Source organism: Serinicoccus shuyuelongi (assembly GCF_045032955.1).
GTDB lineage: Bacteria > Actinomycetota > Actinomycetes > Actinomycetales > Dermatophilaceae > Ornithinicoccus.
The window spans coordinates 190,687-205,904 of record NZ_JBJFZU010000002.1; the positions used below are offsets into that span (position 1 = coordinate 190,687).

At 72.6% G+C, this 15,218-nt stretch carries 15 protein-coding genes and 2 tRNA genes; 10 read left to right on the forward strand and 7 right to left on the reverse strand.

Features of this window, described 5'->3' with window-relative positions; all coding sequences use genetic code 11:
- The first annotated feature begins 54 nt into the window (after positions 1–54).
- The 5 genes from ACI3EY_RS01075 to ACI3EY_RS01095 all read left to right on the forward strand — a co-directional run bounded on the left by ACI3EY_RS01075 (position 55) and on the right by ACI3EY_RS01095 (position 2,387).
- Positions 55–128, forward strand: a tRNA-Ile gene (locus ACI3EY_RS01075).
- A 44-nt stretch (positions 129–172) separates the two neighbouring features.
- Positions 173–304, forward strand: coding sequence for a DLW-39 family protein (locus tag ACI3EY_RS01080; protein WP_405037023.1), 132 nt, complete (start codon positions 173–175; stop codon positions 302–304).
- Positions 305–339: 35 nt separating this feature from the next.
- A tRNA-Ala gene (locus tag ACI3EY_RS01085) sits at positions 340–412 on the forward strand.
- A 106-nt stretch (positions 413–518) separates the two neighbouring features.
- Positions 519–1,325 (forward strand): SDR family NAD(P)-dependent oxidoreductase, encoded by an 807-nt coding sequence (locus ACI3EY_RS01090; protein WP_405039116.1) that lies wholly within the window; start codon positions 519–521, stop codon positions 1,323–1,325.
- 438 nt (positions 1,326–1,763) lie between these two features.
- Positions 1,764–2,387 (forward strand): hypothetical protein, encoded by a 624-nt coding sequence (locus tag ACI3EY_RS01095; protein ID WP_405039117.1) that lies wholly within the window; start codon positions 1,764–1,766, stop codon positions 2,385–2,387.
- A 77-nt stretch (positions 2,388–2,464) separates the two neighbouring features.
- Here the strand turns inward: ACI3EY_RS01095 and ACI3EY_RS01100 are convergent, their stop codons facing one another.
- From ACI3EY_RS01100 to ACI3EY_RS01115, 4 genes are all read right to left on the reverse strand, one after another.
- Positions 2,465–3,364 (reverse strand): sucrase ferredoxin, encoded by a 900-nt coding sequence (locus ACI3EY_RS01100; RefSeq protein WP_405039118.1) that lies wholly within the window; start codon positions 3,362–3,364, stop codon positions 2,465–2,467.
- A 10-nt stretch (positions 3,365–3,374) separates the two neighbouring features.
- On the reverse strand, positions 3,375–4,580 hold the full coding sequence (locus ACI3EY_RS01105) for a cupin domain-containing protein (protein WP_405039119.1): 1,206 nt from the start codon (positions 4,578–4,580) through the stop codon (positions 3,375–3,377).
- Positions 4,581–4,862, reverse strand: a complete 282-nt coding sequence (locus ACI3EY_RS01110; protein ID WP_405039120.1) for a BatC protein — start codon at positions 4,860–4,862, stop codon at positions 4,581–4,583.
- A 179-nt stretch (positions 4,863–5,041) separates the two neighbouring features.
- Positions 5,042–6,211 carry an SGNH/GDSL hydrolase family protein gene (locus ACI3EY_RS01115; RefSeq protein ID WP_405039121.1) on the reverse strand — a complete coding sequence of 390 codons (1,170 nt, stop codon included), beginning with the start codon at positions 6,209–6,211 and terminating at the stop codon, positions 5,042–5,044.
- Between the two features lie 101 nt (positions 6,212–6,312).
- Between ACI3EY_RS01115 and ACI3EY_RS01120 the strand changes: the two genes are divergently transcribed.
- From ACI3EY_RS01120 to ACI3EY_RS01135, 4 genes are all read left to right on the forward strand, one after another.
- On the forward strand, positions 6,313–6,909 hold the full coding sequence (locus ACI3EY_RS01120) for a DUF2975 domain-containing protein (protein WP_405039122.1): 597 nt from the start codon (positions 6,313–6,315) through the stop codon (positions 6,907–6,909).
- Positions 6,909–7,136, forward strand: a complete 228-nt coding sequence (locus ACI3EY_RS01125) for a helix-turn-helix domain-containing protein (RefSeq protein WP_405038444.1) — start codon at positions 6,909–6,911, stop codon at positions 7,134–7,136. The genes ACI3EY_RS01120 and ACI3EY_RS01125 overlap by 1 nt, the downstream gene beginning before the upstream one ends.
- A gap of 112 nt (positions 7,137–7,248) precedes the next feature.
- Entirely contained in the window at positions 7,249–9,531 is a 2,283-nt protein-coding gene (locus ACI3EY_RS01130) for a cell wall-binding repeat-containing protein (RefSeq protein WP_405039123.1), read from the forward strand.
- Between the two features lie 57 nt (positions 9,532–9,588).
- The gene (locus tag ACI3EY_RS01135) at positions 9,589–10,038 is read left to right on the forward strand and encodes a hypothetical protein (protein WP_405039124.1); all 450 of its coding nucleotides are present in this window, start codon (positions 9,589–9,591) and stop codon (positions 10,036–10,038) included.
- Between the two features lie 42 nt (positions 10,039–10,080).
- Here ACI3EY_RS01135 and ACI3EY_RS01140 read toward each other — a convergent pair whose 3' ends face one another.
- The gene (locus ACI3EY_RS01140) at positions 10,081–10,383 is read right to left on the reverse strand and encodes a transcriptional regulator (RefSeq protein ID WP_405039125.1); all 303 of its coding nucleotides are present in this window, start codon (positions 10,381–10,383) and stop codon (positions 10,081–10,083) included.
- A gap of 2 nt (positions 10,384–10,385) precedes the next feature.
- Positions 10,386–10,865 (reverse strand): hypothetical protein, encoded by a 480-nt coding sequence (locus ACI3EY_RS01145; RefSeq protein ID WP_405039126.1) that lies wholly within the window; start codon positions 10,863–10,865, stop codon positions 10,386–10,388.
- 91 nt (positions 10,866–10,956) lie between these two features.
- Between ACI3EY_RS01145 and ACI3EY_RS01150 the strand changes: the two genes are divergently transcribed.
- Positions 10,957–13,002 (forward strand): ElyC/SanA/YdcF family protein, encoded by a 2,046-nt coding sequence (locus ACI3EY_RS01150; RefSeq protein WP_405039127.1) that lies wholly within the window; start codon positions 10,957–10,959, stop codon positions 13,000–13,002.
- 3 nt (positions 13,003–13,005) lie between these two features.
- On the opposite strand, the gene ACI3EY_RS01155 is transcribed toward ACI3EY_RS01150, so the two are convergent.
- Positions 13,006–15,087 carry a cell wall-binding repeat-containing protein gene (locus tag ACI3EY_RS01155; protein WP_405039128.1) on the reverse strand — a complete coding sequence of 694 codons (2,082 nt, stop codon included), beginning with the start codon at positions 15,085–15,087 and terminating at the stop codon, positions 13,006–13,008.
- Between the last annotated feature and the right edge of the window lie 131 nt (positions 15,088–15,218).

Consider the following 15,218-nt stretch of genomic DNA (forward strand, 5'->3'; position numbering starts at 1 on the left):
CGGCTCCCGCGAGGGTGGGGTATTCTCGGTCGTCGCGTGCGTCGCACGCGGAGCGGGCCTATAGCTCAGTCGGTTAGAGCGCTGTCCTGATAAGACAGAGGTCACTGGTTCAAGTCCAGTTAGGCCCACCCGCACGGTTCGTGTTCGTCCTCGATCTAGGGAGTGCCCGACGATGAAGCGCCTTCTCTTCCTCGCCGCCGCGGCGGCAGGGCTGGTCGCCTACAAGCGGGCCCAGGACCAGCAGGCCGAGCGCGAGCTCTGGGCCGAGGCCACGGACGACGTCCCGAACCAGCCCGGGCGGTGACCCTCCGGGTCTGACCCGGGTGGTGCATACCTCCAGGGGCCATGGCGCAATTGGTAGCGCACCTGCTTTGCAAGCAGGGGGTTAGGGGTTCGAGTCCCCTTGGCTCCACCGCAGGTCAGAGGCCCTTCCCGGTATGCGGGAGGGGCCTTCTTTCATGTCCGGTACCTCAGGAAAGTACTGCAGTCGCCCCCAGGAGGGATGACAGGATGGACGCATGAGCTCCCATCCCTCCCGCGGCGTCCTGGTCACCGGCTCCTCCCGGGGTGTGGGGGCCGCGGTGGCCCGCGCCTTCGCGGCGCGAGGCGACCGGGTCGTCGTCCACTACCTGGGCAGCGAGGTAGCGGCGCATGAGGTATGCCGCTCCCTCCCGGGCCACGGGCATGCCGTCGTCCAGGCAGACCTGGCCGACCCGGACGCCGTCGAGCGGCTGGCGACCGACGCGATCGGGGCACTGGGCCGGGTCGACGTCCTGGTCAACAACGCGGCGATGCTCACCGCCCCGTGGGAGGGCAGGGGCCGGCGCGGCGACCACCCGCTGGAGGAGACCTCCTACCCCGAGTGGGTGCAGATCTGGCGGCGCACCCTGGAGACCAACCTGCTCGGCCCGGCCCATCTGACGTGGCAGGTGGCCCGTCACATGATCGACGTGCCGCCCGCGGACGGCGTCCCCGTCGGGCGGATCGTCAACGTCGGCAGCCGCGGCGCCTACCGGGGTGAACCGGACATCCCGGCCTACGGCGCGAGCAAGGCCGGCCTGCACTCTTTCGGCCAGTCGATGGCGCTGCGTCTGGGTCGGCACGGGATCGCGGTGACCTCGGTAGCACCGGGTTTCATCGAGACCGAGATGGCCGGGTACGCACTGACAGGAGACCAGGCAGCGGCCACCCGGGAGCAGAGCCCGTTCGGCAGGGTCGCCCAGCCCCACGAGGTCGCCGATGCCGTGCTCGCCCTGGCCGACCCGCGGGCGGAGTGGGCCTCGGGCGCGGTCCTCGACCTCAACGGGGCCAGCCACCTGCGCTGACACTCGACGGACCGGCCGCCGTGTGCCGACGGGGACGTCTCATCACCCAGCCATCCGCCGAGCCGGCGCAGTGCCTAGCGCGTGGCGTGAGACGAGACCCGGGAGTAGAGCTCCAGGGTCATCGCGATCTTGCTGCGACGCACCGCCATTGCCACGCGCGAGTGAACGTCGAGCGAGACGAGCAGGACGGCAGCGCCAACAGGTGACACCCGATGCAGTCGGCTGTTGACGCACGTCGTCCTCGTCGAGGAACTACGGGCAGTGCGGCCTGAGCTGTCACCGGCCCACTTGGCTCGAGCACGGGGGGATGTCCTTCAGCTGCGCGAAGCCATTGACTCTCTGCGAGATGGTCGGCATGCTGAGGCGGACCGGCGCTGCTCCTCCGCGGGCGGCCACCGGCCTTGATCCCGGTTGGACCATGTTCTCGGGAGCCCAGCCATGACGTACTTCTGCCCCCACTGCAAGACGCCCAACCCGGATCCGTACCCCGGTGCCACCACCTGCGTGCAGTGCGCCAAGGACATGTTGAGCTCGAGCTCAGGCAGGGAGGACGTCTCCACCTTCGGGTGCGTGCTGTCGTCCCTGCTGGTCCTGGCCGTGCTGGCGGCACCGGTCGTGTCGTTGGTGACGGTCACCTCGTGGTGGACCGTCATCGCCGGCCCCCTTCGAAGCCTGCTCGAGCTGCTGCCTAGCAGCGTGGTGGCGCGCACGGCGGACGGCCCCGGATCCCCGTACCTGGTCGGCTCGGTGACCGCGGCGTCCGTTCTGGCCGTGGCCGTCTGGCTGTCGGTGCTCCGACGTACCGCTGTGCGGTCGTGGCTGGCCGGAGGGAGCCGTATGCCGGCGGTCGGTCTGGGCGTGCTGCGAGCAGCGGTCCTGGTGGCCGGTGCGCCGCTGGCCCTGGTCGTCGCCCTGATCGCGGCCGGGGCGGACCTCCAGCCGGACGCGGGCGCCGACGTGCTGTCGGCGTGGTGGCAGATCGGGGCGGTCGTCCTCGTGGTGCTGGTATGGGGCTTCCTGGGCACGACTCGGTTGTCGGCACGGATGGCGACCCGGACCTGAGGTCCACACTCAGGGCTCACACGTGCGTCGTCCGGGGACGTTCCCTCCGCCCCGAAGGTCAGAGGCTCTTCCCACCGTCAGGAGACGGCCCTGACCGACGTGGGCTCGTAGACGACGGCCGAGTTCGTCGCCGGCCCGCGGCACGTGAGCTGGCACGGAGGAGCACGGTGGGCCTGAAGCTCGACCTGGACACGGTCCGGGTGAGGTGGGCTGCCGGTGAAGACGATGCGCCAGCGGTCCCCGTCGCGGACGGTCTCAGCGACCGTGTAGTCGTCGCGGCCGGCCGGGCCGAAGCGGTGGAGCACGGCCGCGAGGGCGGCCTGCTGTGGCGGGAAGAGGTCCGTGTACCCACGCAGATGCTCGGACTCAACCCGGTCGGCCAGGTGCGCCTCCAGTGTGCTCACGGAGGACTCGGCGTCGAGCCCTCCGTAGTAGACCCCGTCGGGGGCGACGAAGACGTTGGCGGCGAACCGGTCACCGCCGACGTGCGTGCACTCCCAGACCAGCTCGGGCCACCGCTGGCTGAGCGCGCTGGCCACCGGTCGTCCACGCACGGCGCAGCAGGTGTCGTGCTGCCCGTGCGCGCAGACCAGGATGACCGGTGGATGGCCGAGCTCTCCGGGGACGTCGAGGGCCGCGGCGATCTCCGCCAGATCCTCGTCACGGGTCCACGTTCCCCAGGACTGCCGACCGGCGCCGGCGTCACCGTGACGTAAGACTGCCCACCGCGTAGGGGCGTCGTGGTTCCGGCGGCCGTGGCGCCTCACCAGGAGGATGCGCGCCCGTGCTGCCTGTGCCGCGGAGAAGACCAGTGCCTTGGTCGTCGGGTCGAGGTCCAGACCCTCGAATCCGTTGATCGGCCACCCGCCGTGGTACTCGATGAGGACCCACACGAAGCCGCGCGGCGCCGTCCCGGCCATGGGATCGCCGCGCACCCGGGCGCTGTCGGCGCAGAAGAAGCGGTCCGGGCCGCTCATCGCCACCGCGTCACTGCTCGGCGGGCAGGATGACCCCGGCGCGCAGCAGTCGTTCCGCCAGCTCGACCCCGAGGTCGTCCGCGGTATGCACCGTCCCGTCGAGCAGACGGCTGACGGCGGGCAGGTCGGCCGGCGCGAGGTCGAGCCAGCCCACGCGCGTGAAGAGGCGAGAGCCCTCCAGCCGTGCCTCGAGCGCGCCGCGAAGGCGCACCGCGGTCTCCGGGCCAAGTGCGTCGACGGCCGCGAGCTGGGCCAGCGGCCCGAGCGGCGACGGACGTCCCTGCCCTCGCCGGGTGCGGTGGAACAGGGGGGTGGGATCGGCCTCGGTGATGGCGGCGGTGAGACGTCCACGGATGAGGTCCATCTCGCTGCTCGGGCCGTCGACGCCCAAAGGCAGCGTCGAGCGCATGCTCGGGTCGTCCCGCAACAGCCGCAGCGCGGCCTCGGCGAGCTGCTCAGCCAGGCCGTGGCGGGTCCAGGTGTGGACGCCGAGCGTGAGGTGGATGGAGACCGCCCCCTGCGCCTGGGCGGCGTGCAGCCAGCCTCGTGGCAGGTAGAGGGCATCACCGGGTTCCAGCACGACATCGAGGTAGGCGTCCCCCGCCGCGGCCTCGGAGACGGCGGACCTGCGGTCGGTCCACGGCTGGTCACGCAGGGGGTCCGGATGGACGGGCTCGTGGATGATCCAGCGTTTGGTCCCCGCGATCTGCAGGACGAAGACGTCATGGACGTCGTAGTGGTCGTCGAACCCACGGTTCTGGGGCGGGGTGATGTAGGCGTTGGCCTGCACCGGATGGCCGAGCTCGCCGCTCAACCGGCTGCTGAACTCCGCGACCGGCTCCCAGGTGCGGTGCAGAGCCTGCAGGACCAGGGTGGCGCCGTCGGCGAACGCGCGCCACAGGGCGGTGTCGTCGAGCTGGTCCGAGATGGTGGCGCCCACGCCGGCGGGCGAGGTGAAGGTCGAGTCGGCAGCCGTGGCGCCGTCTTTGGCGACGCGCAGGAACGGCGTGCGCAGTCCGCGGCGCGAGATCAGCTCGTCGACGGCATCGGCGGAGAACAGGTCGGAGAAGTCGCTGGCGCCCTGCGTCAGCAGCGCGGTGCGACCCCAGACGTCGCGAGCGAACTCCTCACGTCCGATGCCGATGAGGCGCCCGTCCAGGACCCCGGCGCGGTCCTGCTCGCCGGGGTCCTGAGAGGGGGTGGAGGTGGCGCTCACTCAGGCGCCCTGCTCCTCGGCTCCGGAGTCGGCGCCACCATCGGCTCCGCCGTCGCTGACGCCGGGGGTGCCGGCTGCGCCGCCGTCCGCGGGGCCTTCAGCTCCACCGTCGGCTCCGCCGTCGCTGACGCCGGGGGTGCCGGCTGCGCCGCCGTCCGCGGGGCCTTCAGCGCCCGAGTCGGCGCCGCCGTCCGCTCCGCCGTCGCTGACGCCCGGGGTGCCGGTCGCACCACCGTCCGCGGGGCCCTCCTGCTGACTCTGCTCTTCCTGTGGATCCGCCATGCTTCCTCCTCAGAATTGAATGACCGGGATCAGGCACCAGCCTCGGCACCCGATCACCGACTGCGGCGACGATACGTATCGATACCGCTTTTCACCCTAGCCAGGTCGGGGCGGTGCCGCAGGTGCTAGCGACCCGCACCAGCCCACCGCGACTCGGGTATGCCCGGCCGTCCCCGGCCTCACGCCAACGACCCACCCGCCCCGAAGGCGAGCCGCGCGAAGCGCTCCCCGATCAGCCGGTGCGTCTCCGCGTCCGGATGCAGGGCGTCCGGCAGTGGGTGCTCGGCGGCGTCGCTCTCGGAGTAGAGCTCGCGCCCGTCCAGGTAGAACAGGTGCGGGTCCGCCGCTTGTCGTTGTTTCACGATCTCGGCCAGCGCCTCCCGGATCGTCCTCAGGGTCAACCGCCCGGCCACGCCCTCGGCGGGGTCCCCGGTCGCGATGAACCGGATCTCCCCGCGCCCCGCGGCCTCGGGGTCGAACGCCCCCGGCCCCGGGGTGTACTCGTGGATCTCGCAGTAGATCGGCGAGACGACGAGCAGCGGAGAGTTCGGGTGGCCCTCACGCACGGTGTCGAGGAAGCCGTGCACCGCGGGCCCGAACCCGCGCATCCGCATCAGGTCGGCGTTCACCAGGTTGATGCCGATCTTCACGCTGATGACGTCGGCGGCGGTGTCCCGCATCGTCCGAGCGGTGAACGGGTCGAGCAGGGCGCTGCCGCCCAGGCCCAGGTTCACCAGGTCCACATCGCTGGAACGGGCGGCAGCGACCGGCCAGATCCCGGTCGGCCGGGTGGCGTTCGACCCGTGGCTGATCGAGCTGCCGTGGTGCAGCCATACCCGGCGCACGGTCGGGCCCTGCTCCTCGACGGGGGCGTCGGTGCGCAGCGCGCCGACCTCGACGCTCTCGTTGTGCGGCAGCCACACCTCGACGTCCTTCATCGCCTCCCCAAGCCCGGCGAACCGCGCCGTCGAGGGCTGGCCGACCTGCCGGCTGATGTCCCCGGTCGCCAGGTCGACGGTCGTCTCGACCCCTCCGGCCGTGACGGCGTGGTCCACGACCTGTCCGTCGACGGCGAGCTCGAGCACCCCGTCCGGGCGCGGCGGCAGACCGGCATACCTCATCCGGGAGCGGAGCACGTCCACCTCGATCACGGTCGCGCTCGACCGGAACGCGATGCGCACCCCCGACGGCTGCGACTCGACCATGGTCAGCTGCGGGTCCACCCACTGCTGCCGCGCCCACGCCGGCAGCCGGTGCACGAGGACCCCGTGCTCGGTCTGCTCCAGCTCGGCCGCACCGCGCACGAGGCCCTCGGTGATCGGGGTGGTGATCCAGGTCGGGTCTGTCATCTGCCCAGGGTAGGCGGGCGGTCGGTGCAACGCACATCGTTTTACGATACTATCGAGAAACGATGCATCCGCACAGGCACGCACCGACCTAGGAGCAGACCATGTCCTCAGCATCACGCCCCCGCATCGGTATGACGTTCGGCCGGTCCGACCGCATCGTCACCTCCGTCCTTCTCTGGGCTCTGGTCGGGGTGTCCTCGGCCTACGCCCTCTTCATCAGCGTCGACTGGGCGCTGCGCCGCCAGGTCACCCTCACCGGGGTGCTCGTCGACGTGCCGGACGACGCCGCCGGCACCGGGCGCGTCGTCTCCACCCCGGAGGTCCATCTGCTCGTGCAGGACGTCTCGGCAGCACACTTCGCGCTCCTGCTCCTGCCGACGCTGCTCATGCTGGCAGCGATCGTGTGGGGGGCGGTACTGCTCGCGCGCCTGCTCGGCGACCTGGGACGGGGCGAGCCGTTCGGCCGGTCGAACACCGCGCGCCTGCGGATCGTGGCGGTGCTGCTCATCGTGGTGCCCCTGGTCGTCTCGCTGCTGGAGGGCATCGCTCGCGCCGAGATCCTGGCTGCACGGGATGCGCCGCAGTTCATGTTCACCTTCACCCCCGCGTGGGTCGTCGCCGGACTGCTCGTCGCGGCGCTGGCCCAGGCCTTCGCCACCGGCACCCGCCTCACAGCCGATGTGGACGGGCTCGTCTGATGCCGGCGGAGGACGCGCACCGCGTCGTCTGCCACCTCGACGAGCTGCTCGCCGCCCGCGGGATGACGGTCGCCGCGCTGGCCGAGGCCGTCGGCGTCACCCCGGTCAACATCTCGGTGCTCAAGAACGACCGGGCCAGGGCGATCCGCTTCTCCACCCTCACCGCGATCTGCGATGTGCTCGGGTGCCAGGTCGGTGACCTGCTGTCGGTGACCGCCGACCCGTGAGGTCGCGTCGCACCGTGAGATCCGGCGAACAGAAACCTGCGCGGCGACGCCGCGCGGTGCCACACTGAGAGATCGGCGACACCGAGGTCACCGTGAGGACGAGGGGTCCGTGATGCTCCTTCGACGGTTCTGGATCAGCGCGATGGTGGTCGTGTGCCTGCTGGCGCTCGCCGGGGGCCAGTCCCTCGCGCAGAGCCCGGCGCCCGGCCCCCCGAAGGCGGCGGCAGCGGCGGAGGTGGCCGTCCCCGCACAGCTCCCGCCCCCGCAGCCGGGAGCCGAGGTGTACCGCCGACCGATGGACGGCGCATACACGATCAGCGGTCGCGGGTTCGGCCACGGCATCGGGATGTCCCAGTACGGCGCGCACGGCGCCGGCCTGGCCGGGCTCGGCCACGACCAGATCCTCGGCTACTACTACCCCGGAACCCGCCTGGACACCCTCACCTTCGGTCCCCTCCGGGTCGGGATCACCGTCGACGACGACGGCGTCACCCGCGTCTCGCACCGCACCGGCCTGCGGATCGGCAACGCCGCGACCAGCTCCACGACGTATGCCCTGCCGGCCGGGCGCGACCAGTGGCGCGTGACGGCGACCGGCACCTCGCCGAGCAGCTGCACGCTGCAGGGCCGGGTCGACGGCACCTGGTCGACGACCTGGCCCTCGGGGTTGACCCGCTCCTGCCCGCTGACCTTCAGCTCCCCGAGCGAGGGCACCGTGGACCTCTTCCTGCCCGACGGCTCGCGGCGGATCTACCGCGGCGTGCTCACCGCGGTGCATACCGGCACCTCCACCCTGCAGACGGTCAACCGGGTGCCGATGCAGTCCTACCTGCGCTCGGTCGTCCCCTCCGAGATGCCGATCGCCTTCCATTCCGCGGCCCTGCGCGCCCAGAGCGTGGCTGCGCGCACGTATGCCGCCCGCGGCGTCGGCGGCACCGCGGTCTACGACACCTGCGACACCGTGGCCTGCCAGGTCTACCGCGGCCGAGGGGTGCGGACCAGTGGCGGCGGGATCACCTCGTACGAGTACGCCAGCACCGACGCAGCGGTGACGGCGACGTCGGGCCAGGTCCTCACCTACCTGTTCGGCAGCGGGCGAGCCCTGGCGACGACGATGTTCTCCTCCTCCTCGGGCGGGCACACGGCACCCGGCTCGTCCGCACACCCCTACCTCGCCGCCCACCCGGACGCCTACGACGGGGTCGCCGCCAACGGGAGGTACACCTGGACGGCCCAGCTGCCGGTGACGACCCTGGAGTCGACCTTCGGTATCGCGTGGGTGGAGCGGGTGCAGGTGCTGCGACGTGACGGTTTCGGCGCGTTCGGCGGACGCATCGTGAGCGCGCGCGTCGAGGGCTACGACACGGCAGGCCGCTACACCTACCGCGACGTCACCGGACCGGACCTACGCTTCGCCCGGCCCTACCCCACCTACAGCAACGGCCTGTCGTCGCACCTGTTCACCGTCGTCGCCGAGCCCACCGTGCGACCGGCCACCCGCATCGCCGGCGCCAACCGCTACGCCACCAGCGCCGCCGTCTCGCAGGCCTGGCCGGCCGGCGTCTCCACGGCCTACGTCGCCTCGGGGCTCGACTTCCCGGACGCCCTCACCGCGGCAGCCCGCACCGGCGTCCGCGACGCCCCCCTGCTGATCACCGACCCCACGTCGCTGTCGCCGGCGACCGCGCAGGCGCTGACGCGGCTCCGACCCGGCCGCATCGTCGTGGTCGGGGGAACGGCGGCCGTCTCCGAAGCGGTGCGCTCCCAGCTGGTGGCCTATGCGACGAGCGGAGAGGTCCAGCGGCTGGGCGGCGCCGACCGCTACCACGTCGCGGCCACCATCGCCGCGCACTACCCGGCGGACGTCCCCCGGGTCTACCTGGCCAGCGGGCTGGACTATCCCGACGCCCTCGCCGGCGCCGCGTTGGCCGCCCACCAGGGAGCCCCCCTGCTGCTCACCCGGCCGACCTCTCTCCCTTCGGTCATCGCGGAGCAGCTGGAGCGCCTGTCCCCCGGTCAGGTGATCGTGCTCGGGGGCGGCTCGGCGGTCTCCAGCGCCACCGCCCGGGCCGCCGGCAGCTACAGCGACACCGGCGGCTTCACCCGGGTGTACGGCAGCGACCGCTACGAGACGGCCCAGGCGGTGTCCCGGTCCTACCCCGCCGGCACCACCCGCGCCTACGTGACCTCGGGCTCGGCCTACCCCGACGCCCTGGTCGCCGCGGCCCGCGCCGGACGGCAGGGGGCACCCCTGCTGCTGACCCGGGCCACCAACGTGCCCGGACCCACGGCCGTCGCGCTGGACCGGCTCACCCTCGCGAACATCTACGTGGTGGGCGGCTCCGCGGTGGTCAGCGACCGGGTGCTCGCCGAGCTGGGCCTGGCCCTGGAGTGAGCCTGGTCCCCCTGGTGGCCATCGTCGCCACCGCTGGGCCGTGTCTACCCTGGGGACATGGACCTGATGGATCTCCTGCTCGTCCTCGCCGCCGTCTGCGCGGTCGCCGCCGTCGTGGTCGCCCGAGCCTCCCGCTCGAGGGGCGAGGCCTGGCCGGTCCCGGAGCCCACCGTGGACGCCGAGACGCGGCAGACGGTGAGTGAGCTGGTCGGTCGCGGGCGGAAGATCGAGGCCATCAAGGCCCTGCGCAGCTCCACCGGTCTGGGCCTGCGCGAGGCCAAAGAGCGCATCGACGCCTGGGACCCGCACGCCTCCGGGCCCGACCCGGTCCCGTCGCCCCAGGGTTCCGGTGCGCAGGGTCCCGCCCCTGCCGACCTCCAGGCGCTGGCCACCCAGACCCGGGAGGTGCGGCACACCTCCGGCGAGGTCTCCGCCGTCAAGCACGTGCGGGAGCGCACCGGCTGGGGCCTGGTGGACGCCAAGAGGTATGTCGACCAGCTCTCCTGAGACCGGTTCCTGCTGACCGATCGCGGTGGCCGTCGACTGGTCTCAGCGGGTGGAGGCCATGGCCGCGATCCGGCGCAGCTCGGTCAGGTGCCCGTCCAGGGCCGAGCGTCCCTCTGGCGTCAGGGTCAGCCAGGTCCGGGTGCGGGAGCCGTGCGGTGTCTTCGTGGCGCGCACGTACCCGGCCTCCACCAGCACCCGCACGTGCTTGCTCAGCACCGAGTCGCTGATCTGCAACGTCTCGCGCACGGTGGCGAAGTCGAGCGCCTCGACCGGCGCCAGCATGGCGGTGATCTGGAGCCGGTTGGGCGCGTGGATCAGGTCGTCGAAGGCGGGCGGCGTCACCATGGTCAGGCGACCGTCGCGCCGGTCTCGACCCGCTCCCGCAACTGGGTGTCCGTGCGCTGCTCGGTGAGAAGGGTCATCGCGAAGGCCACCACCCCGGCCACGGGCAGGACGGAGGACACGTCGGTCACCACCTGGACGGCGACGGCGACGCCGAAGAGGCTGAGGACGACGGCATACCAGGCCCCCCAGCCGGAGGCATACCGGTCGACGGAGACTCCGGTGGCGCGCTGGAGAGCGACGAGCAGGGCCAGCGGCGCCAGGATCGCGAGCGACACCGTCACCAGGAAGCCGAGCATGCTGGGCTCGTCCCCGGCCGAGATGGTGAGGCCGGCCCCCACGAAGAGCCCCGCCGTGCACAGCGCCGTCCCCAGCCGGTACCACCACGGGGCGACCACGCGGCGGGCGATCGATCGGCGACTGTCCGCGACGTCCTCCAAGGCGCGTCGGGCGTCGTCGGCGTCCGTGGTCCTCTCACTTTCCATGGTGGCAACTTACCCTCTAGTTTCCATGTTGGCAAGTGTGGTCCGGTCACGACGTGCCTGGTCAGCGGCCCGGCATGGCAAGATCGTTGCGGTGAGCAGCTTCGACACGTCCACGGCGCTCGCGGTGGCCCTGGGGATCCTCCTGCTCCCGCTCGTCTTCATCCCGTACGTCGCCTGGAGCTTCCGGCGCGGGACGGTCGGGCCCGGGCACGCGCTGCTCAGCGCCGCGGCCGTCGTCTACGGGATGGCGCTGTGGACCTACACCATCCTGCCGCTGCCGCGGCAGGACCTGGTCTGCACGGACGCACCGTCCCCCCAGCTGGTCCCCCTCGCGTTCCTCGGCGACATCACCTGGGGACCCGGCCTGCTCGGCGACCCGGCCCTGCACCAGGTGCTGCTCAACATCGCCCTGTTCGTGCCGCTGGGCGTCGTCGCACGCCACCTCTTCGGCCTGTCCCCACGGTGGAGCATCGGTTTCGGCGCTGCCGTCTCGCTGCTGGTCGAGCTCACCCAGCTGACCGGCATCTGGGGTCTGTACGCCTGCGCCTACCGCCTCTTCGACACCGACGACCTGCTGGCCAACACGGCCGGTGCCGCGCTCGGGGTGCTGCTGGCACCGCTGGCCCGCCGCGTGCCCGGGCAGCACAGCCGACCCGCCGACGAGCCGACCCCGGTGCGACCGCTGCGTCGTCTGACCGGTGCCGCCGTCGACCTGCTGAGCGTCGCGCTGGTCGGGCTCGCCGCCTCCCTGGCCGTCGCGCTCGGCTACGTCGTCGTCGACCGCCCCGGCGACGAGCTGCTCGAGCTCGCCGACCCGGTCGCCAGCATCCTCGCGGTGCTGGTCCTGCTGCTGCTGGTGCCGATGCGCTGGGGCGCCACGCTGGGTCAGCGGCTCGTCTTCCTGCGCCCGGTCCGCACCGACCTCACTGCGCCGAGCCCCCAGCAGTGGCTGCGCCGGGCGGTCGGCGGCGTCGGTGGCTACGCGCTGCTCCGGGCGGCCGCCGACCTCGGCCTGCCCGGAGGTGGCGCGCTGGCCGACGCCTGGGTGGTGGTCGCGCTGCTGGTCATCGCCCTCGTGCACACGCGCGGGGTCAGCGGCTACGCCTCCGGCCTGGTCGTCGTCGACGCCCGCGAGCCGGACCCGCGCTCCCGGGTCCGCAGCCGGGGGGTGGACCCCCGTCGGATGAGCTCGGCCGTCCTCGCCCTCGGGGGTGCGCTCTACGTCGCCGTCGCCCTGCTGGCCGCCGCCCTGACCGCCCTCGGCACGGTGCTGCCGCAGGTGGCGGTGGGCCTGGTCCTGGTCGTCGGGATGGCGGCCCTGGTCGCGTCCAGCCTGGCGCTCGTCGGCTACGTCACCTACGCCGGGGTCACCGTCATCCGCCGCGAGGGACGCTCCGCGGGCAACCTGCTGGCCCTGCTCAGCGTGGCCGCGATGGTGCTGCTGGTCGCGACCCTGGCCGCCGCCGCCCTCACCCAGTGGCGTTGGCTGGTGGTGCTCTCGCTCACCGGGCTCGGCGTCTCCGGCTACCTGGGGTTCCTCTTCGTCGCGTTCCTGATCTACGGCCAGGTCTACGGCCGCACCACCCCCGACCCCGGCATCGACGCGGTCGTCGTGCTCGGCTCCCACGTCTTCGGCGACACCGTCCCGCCGTTGCTGGCCGCCCGCATCGACAGGGGTATGCAGGTGCACGCCGCCGAGGTCGGCCGCGGCGGTCGACCCCTGCTGGTCCTCTCCGGCGGGCAGGGCCCTGACGAGCCCGCCCCGGAGGGCGAGGTGATGGCCCGGTATGCCCTCGCGCACGGTGCCGACCCCGACCTGGTCCGCGCCGAGGACCGGTCCACCACCACCGAGGAGAACCTCACCTTCAGCGCCGAGCTGGTCGAGCGCGAGGGGCACGGGTCCGACCTGGTGGTCGCGACCAACGACTTCCACGCCTTCCGGGCCGCGATCATCGCCCGCGAGCTCGGGGTGCGTGCGCACGTGGTCGGTGCCCCGACGGCGCGCTACTTCTTCCCGAGCGCCGTGCTCCGCGAGTTCGTCGGGGTGCTCGCCCGGTCCCCGGTGCGCAACGCGCTCGCGGCGCTGACGGTGGCGCTGCTCAGCGGCGGGCTGGCCCTGCTGCTCACCCGCTTCTGAGGGTCAGCAGACCTGCGAGCCGGCGTCCCAGTCGAGCGCCACCGTGCCACCGGCGAGCCGGGAGGCGGAGATGCCCATCGCGTCGTAGGCCGTGCTCACCGGGCCCGGCATGCAGTTCTTGCGGACCAGCAGGACCGGCGCGCCGCGACCGGCGGCGAGCTGGGTGCCGGCCATCGCGTCCACCGGCGAGAAGCCGTTGGCGAGCACCGCCGAGGCGGCCCCGTCGGGGAAGGCGTCCTGGGCGACCAGGGCGCTGGTGCTGTAGCGGTTGGTGCCACCGATCCGGTCGACGGTCGCCTCGGGCAGCAGCAGCGCCAGCTGCGCGAGGACTCTGTCGTCGACGACCTGGCTGCCACCGAGCACGACGACCCGCTCCGGGTCCAGCTCGGCCAGCCGCTCGATGGTGACGTCGGGCATCGCCCCGGGCCGGGTGAGCAGCATCGGTGCCCCGACGTGGGCCGCTGCGGCCGCCCCGCCGAGGGCGTCGGCCAGGCCGGTGCCGCTGGCCAGGTAGACGGTGCCGGACTCCCACTCCTGCTCGTGGCTCAGCGCCACCGCGGTGCTGTAGCGGTTCTCGCCGGACACCCGGCGCACCGGGTAGCCCTCCTCCTCGAGGGCGTCGACGACGCTCTTGGGGACGGCGATCTCGCCGCCGACCACGACGACCTCCTCGGTGCCCATCTTCTCCAGGGCCTCCCAGGTCGCGGGCGGCACCGAGCCGTCCCGGGTGAGCAGCACCGAGGCGTCACCCCGGCTGGCGACCGGGCCGACGCCGAGGGCGTCGGCGACCTCCGTGCCCTGCGTCAGGTATGCCCGGTCCACCCCCCACAGCGACCCCTCGCGGGCAAGGGCGGCGGCACTGGCATAGCGGTTCTCCCCGCTGAACCGCTGCACAGCGGTGCGCTCGAGCTGCTGCTCCTCGGCGACCAGTTCGCGCGCGATGTCCAGCAGGCCGTTCAGGTGGTAGCCCGGGCAGGCGGTGGCGTCCACGTCGCCGTGCCCGTGGATGGCCGGCAGCCAGCGGGTCCAGCCCAGGGTGGCGTTGGTGTAGCGCACCTCGCTGGTGGCGTCCACGTCGTACCGGTTGAGGACCCACGCGGTGGCGCTGTTCAACGCGTCGAACTCGACCTGGGGGACGGGGCTGATGGTGTGGTCGCCGAGCACGCTGAGCCCGAACCAGCTGCCGTTCATGCCGAAGGCGTGCGCTCCCTGGACGTTGCGCTCGATGCCGCCGGAGCGGCCCTCCCAGATCCGGCCGTGCCGGTCGACCACCATGTTGTAGCCCATGTCCCCCCAGCCGAGGGTGTGCGCGTGGTACTGGTAGATCGAGCGGAGCATGGCCGGGACCTGCTCGGGGGTGTAGTAGGGCGCGGTCGCGGTGTGGTGCACGGTGACGCCGAGCTTGGGGCTGTCCCAGATCGGGGCGGTCCCGGGGACGAGGTCCATGTCGGCGGCCCACTGCTTGCGGTTGGCCACGACCAGACCCTCGGACCCGCCGCCCGCGGTCGGCACGGAGGCCACCTCCGCGCGGTCGGCGGCGGTGACCTGCGTCGTCCAGGTGTCCACGGTCGCCCCCTCGGCGGCGCCCTCCAGGCGCACCTCGACCCGGTCCGCGTCCATCACGATGGTGCCCTCGGTCGCCCACTCACGGCCCCGGTCCAGGCTCTGGACGCCCTGCTCCAGGCCGGCCTCCACAGCCATCTGCTCGTGCACCGGGTCGCCGAGGCTGGCCCACTCGCCCCAGCCGGTGCCGTCGTGCACGCGCATGCTGGCGCTGGCCTGTCGCTCGCCGTCCCAGCGCACGCCCACCATGGTGACCCCGGAACTGACGTCCAGCGTCCCCTGCACCGTCTGGTCCGCCAGCGTTCCGGTCACCGACTCCGGGGCCGGCGCGCTCGGCTCCAGCGACAGCGACCGGTGCTCACCGCCGCCGGTGTCGCCGGTCGCGTCCTGCTCGGTGCCGGCGGTGTCGGTGGCGCTCCCGGGGAGGTCGCTGCCGACCGCCAGCGAGGGCAGCGCCGTGCCGGTGGTCGCCATCCCGAGGGCGAGGGCGGCGGAGAGCATGGTGGTCCGGACAGTGCGCATGATTCCCCAACCTTGTGCAGGCGTGCGTCAGCCTGCGGTCAACGACAGTGGTCCCTGCGACGGTAATCTCATCCGTCACAGGTGTCACTGCGCTGACGGCAAAATTGGGCAAACCTTGACGAAGGGTCGGT

Coding starts and splice junctions, on each gene's coding strand:
- ACI3EY_RS01080 (WP_405037023.1), top strand. CDS start 173: ATGAAGCGCCTTCTCTTCCTCGCCGCCGCGGCGGCAGGGCTGGTCGCC.
- ACI3EY_RS01090 (WP_405039116.1), top strand. CDS start 519: ATGAGCTCCCATCCCTCCCGCGGCGTCCTGGTCACCGGCTCCTCCCGG.
- ACI3EY_RS01095 (WP_405039117.1), top strand. CDS start 1,764: ATGACGTACTTCTGCCCCCACTGCAAGACGCCCAACCCGGATCCGTAC.
- ACI3EY_RS01100 (WP_405039118.1), bottom strand. CDS start 3,364: ATGAGCGGCCCGGACCGCTTCTTCTGCGCCGACAGCGCCCGGGTGCGC.
- ACI3EY_RS01110 (WP_405039120.1), bottom strand. CDS start 4,862: ATGGCGGATCCACAGGAAGAGCAGAGTCAGCAGGAGGGCCCCGCGGAC.
- ACI3EY_RS01115 (WP_405039121.1), bottom strand. CDS start 6,211: ATGACAGACCCGACCTGGATCACCACCCCGATCACCGAGGGCCTCGTG.
- ACI3EY_RS01120 (WP_405039122.1), top strand. CDS start 6,313: ATGTCCTCAGCATCACGCCCCCGCATCGGTATGACGTTCGGCCGGTCC.
- ACI3EY_RS01125 (WP_405038444.1), top strand. CDS start 6,909: ATGCCGGCGGAGGACGCGCACCGCGTCGTCTGCCACCTCGACGAGCTG.
- ACI3EY_RS01130 (WP_405039123.1), top strand. CDS start 7,249: ATGCTCCTTCGACGGTTCTGGATCAGCGCGATGGTGGTCGTGTGCCTG.
- ACI3EY_RS01135 (WP_405039124.1), top strand. CDS start 9,589: ATGGACCTGATGGATCTCCTGCTCGTCCTCGCCGCCGTCTGCGCGGTC.
- ACI3EY_RS01140 (WP_405039125.1), bottom strand. CDS start 10,383: ATGGTGACGCCGCCCGCCTTCGACGACCTGATCCACGCGCCCAACCGG.
- ACI3EY_RS01145 (WP_405039126.1), bottom strand. CDS start 10,865: ATGGAAAGTGAGAGGACCACGGACGCCGACGACGCCCGACGCGCCTTG.
- ACI3EY_RS01155 (WP_405039128.1), bottom strand. CDS start 15,087: ATGCGCACTGTCCGGACCACCATGCTCTCCGCCGCCCTCGCCCTCGGG.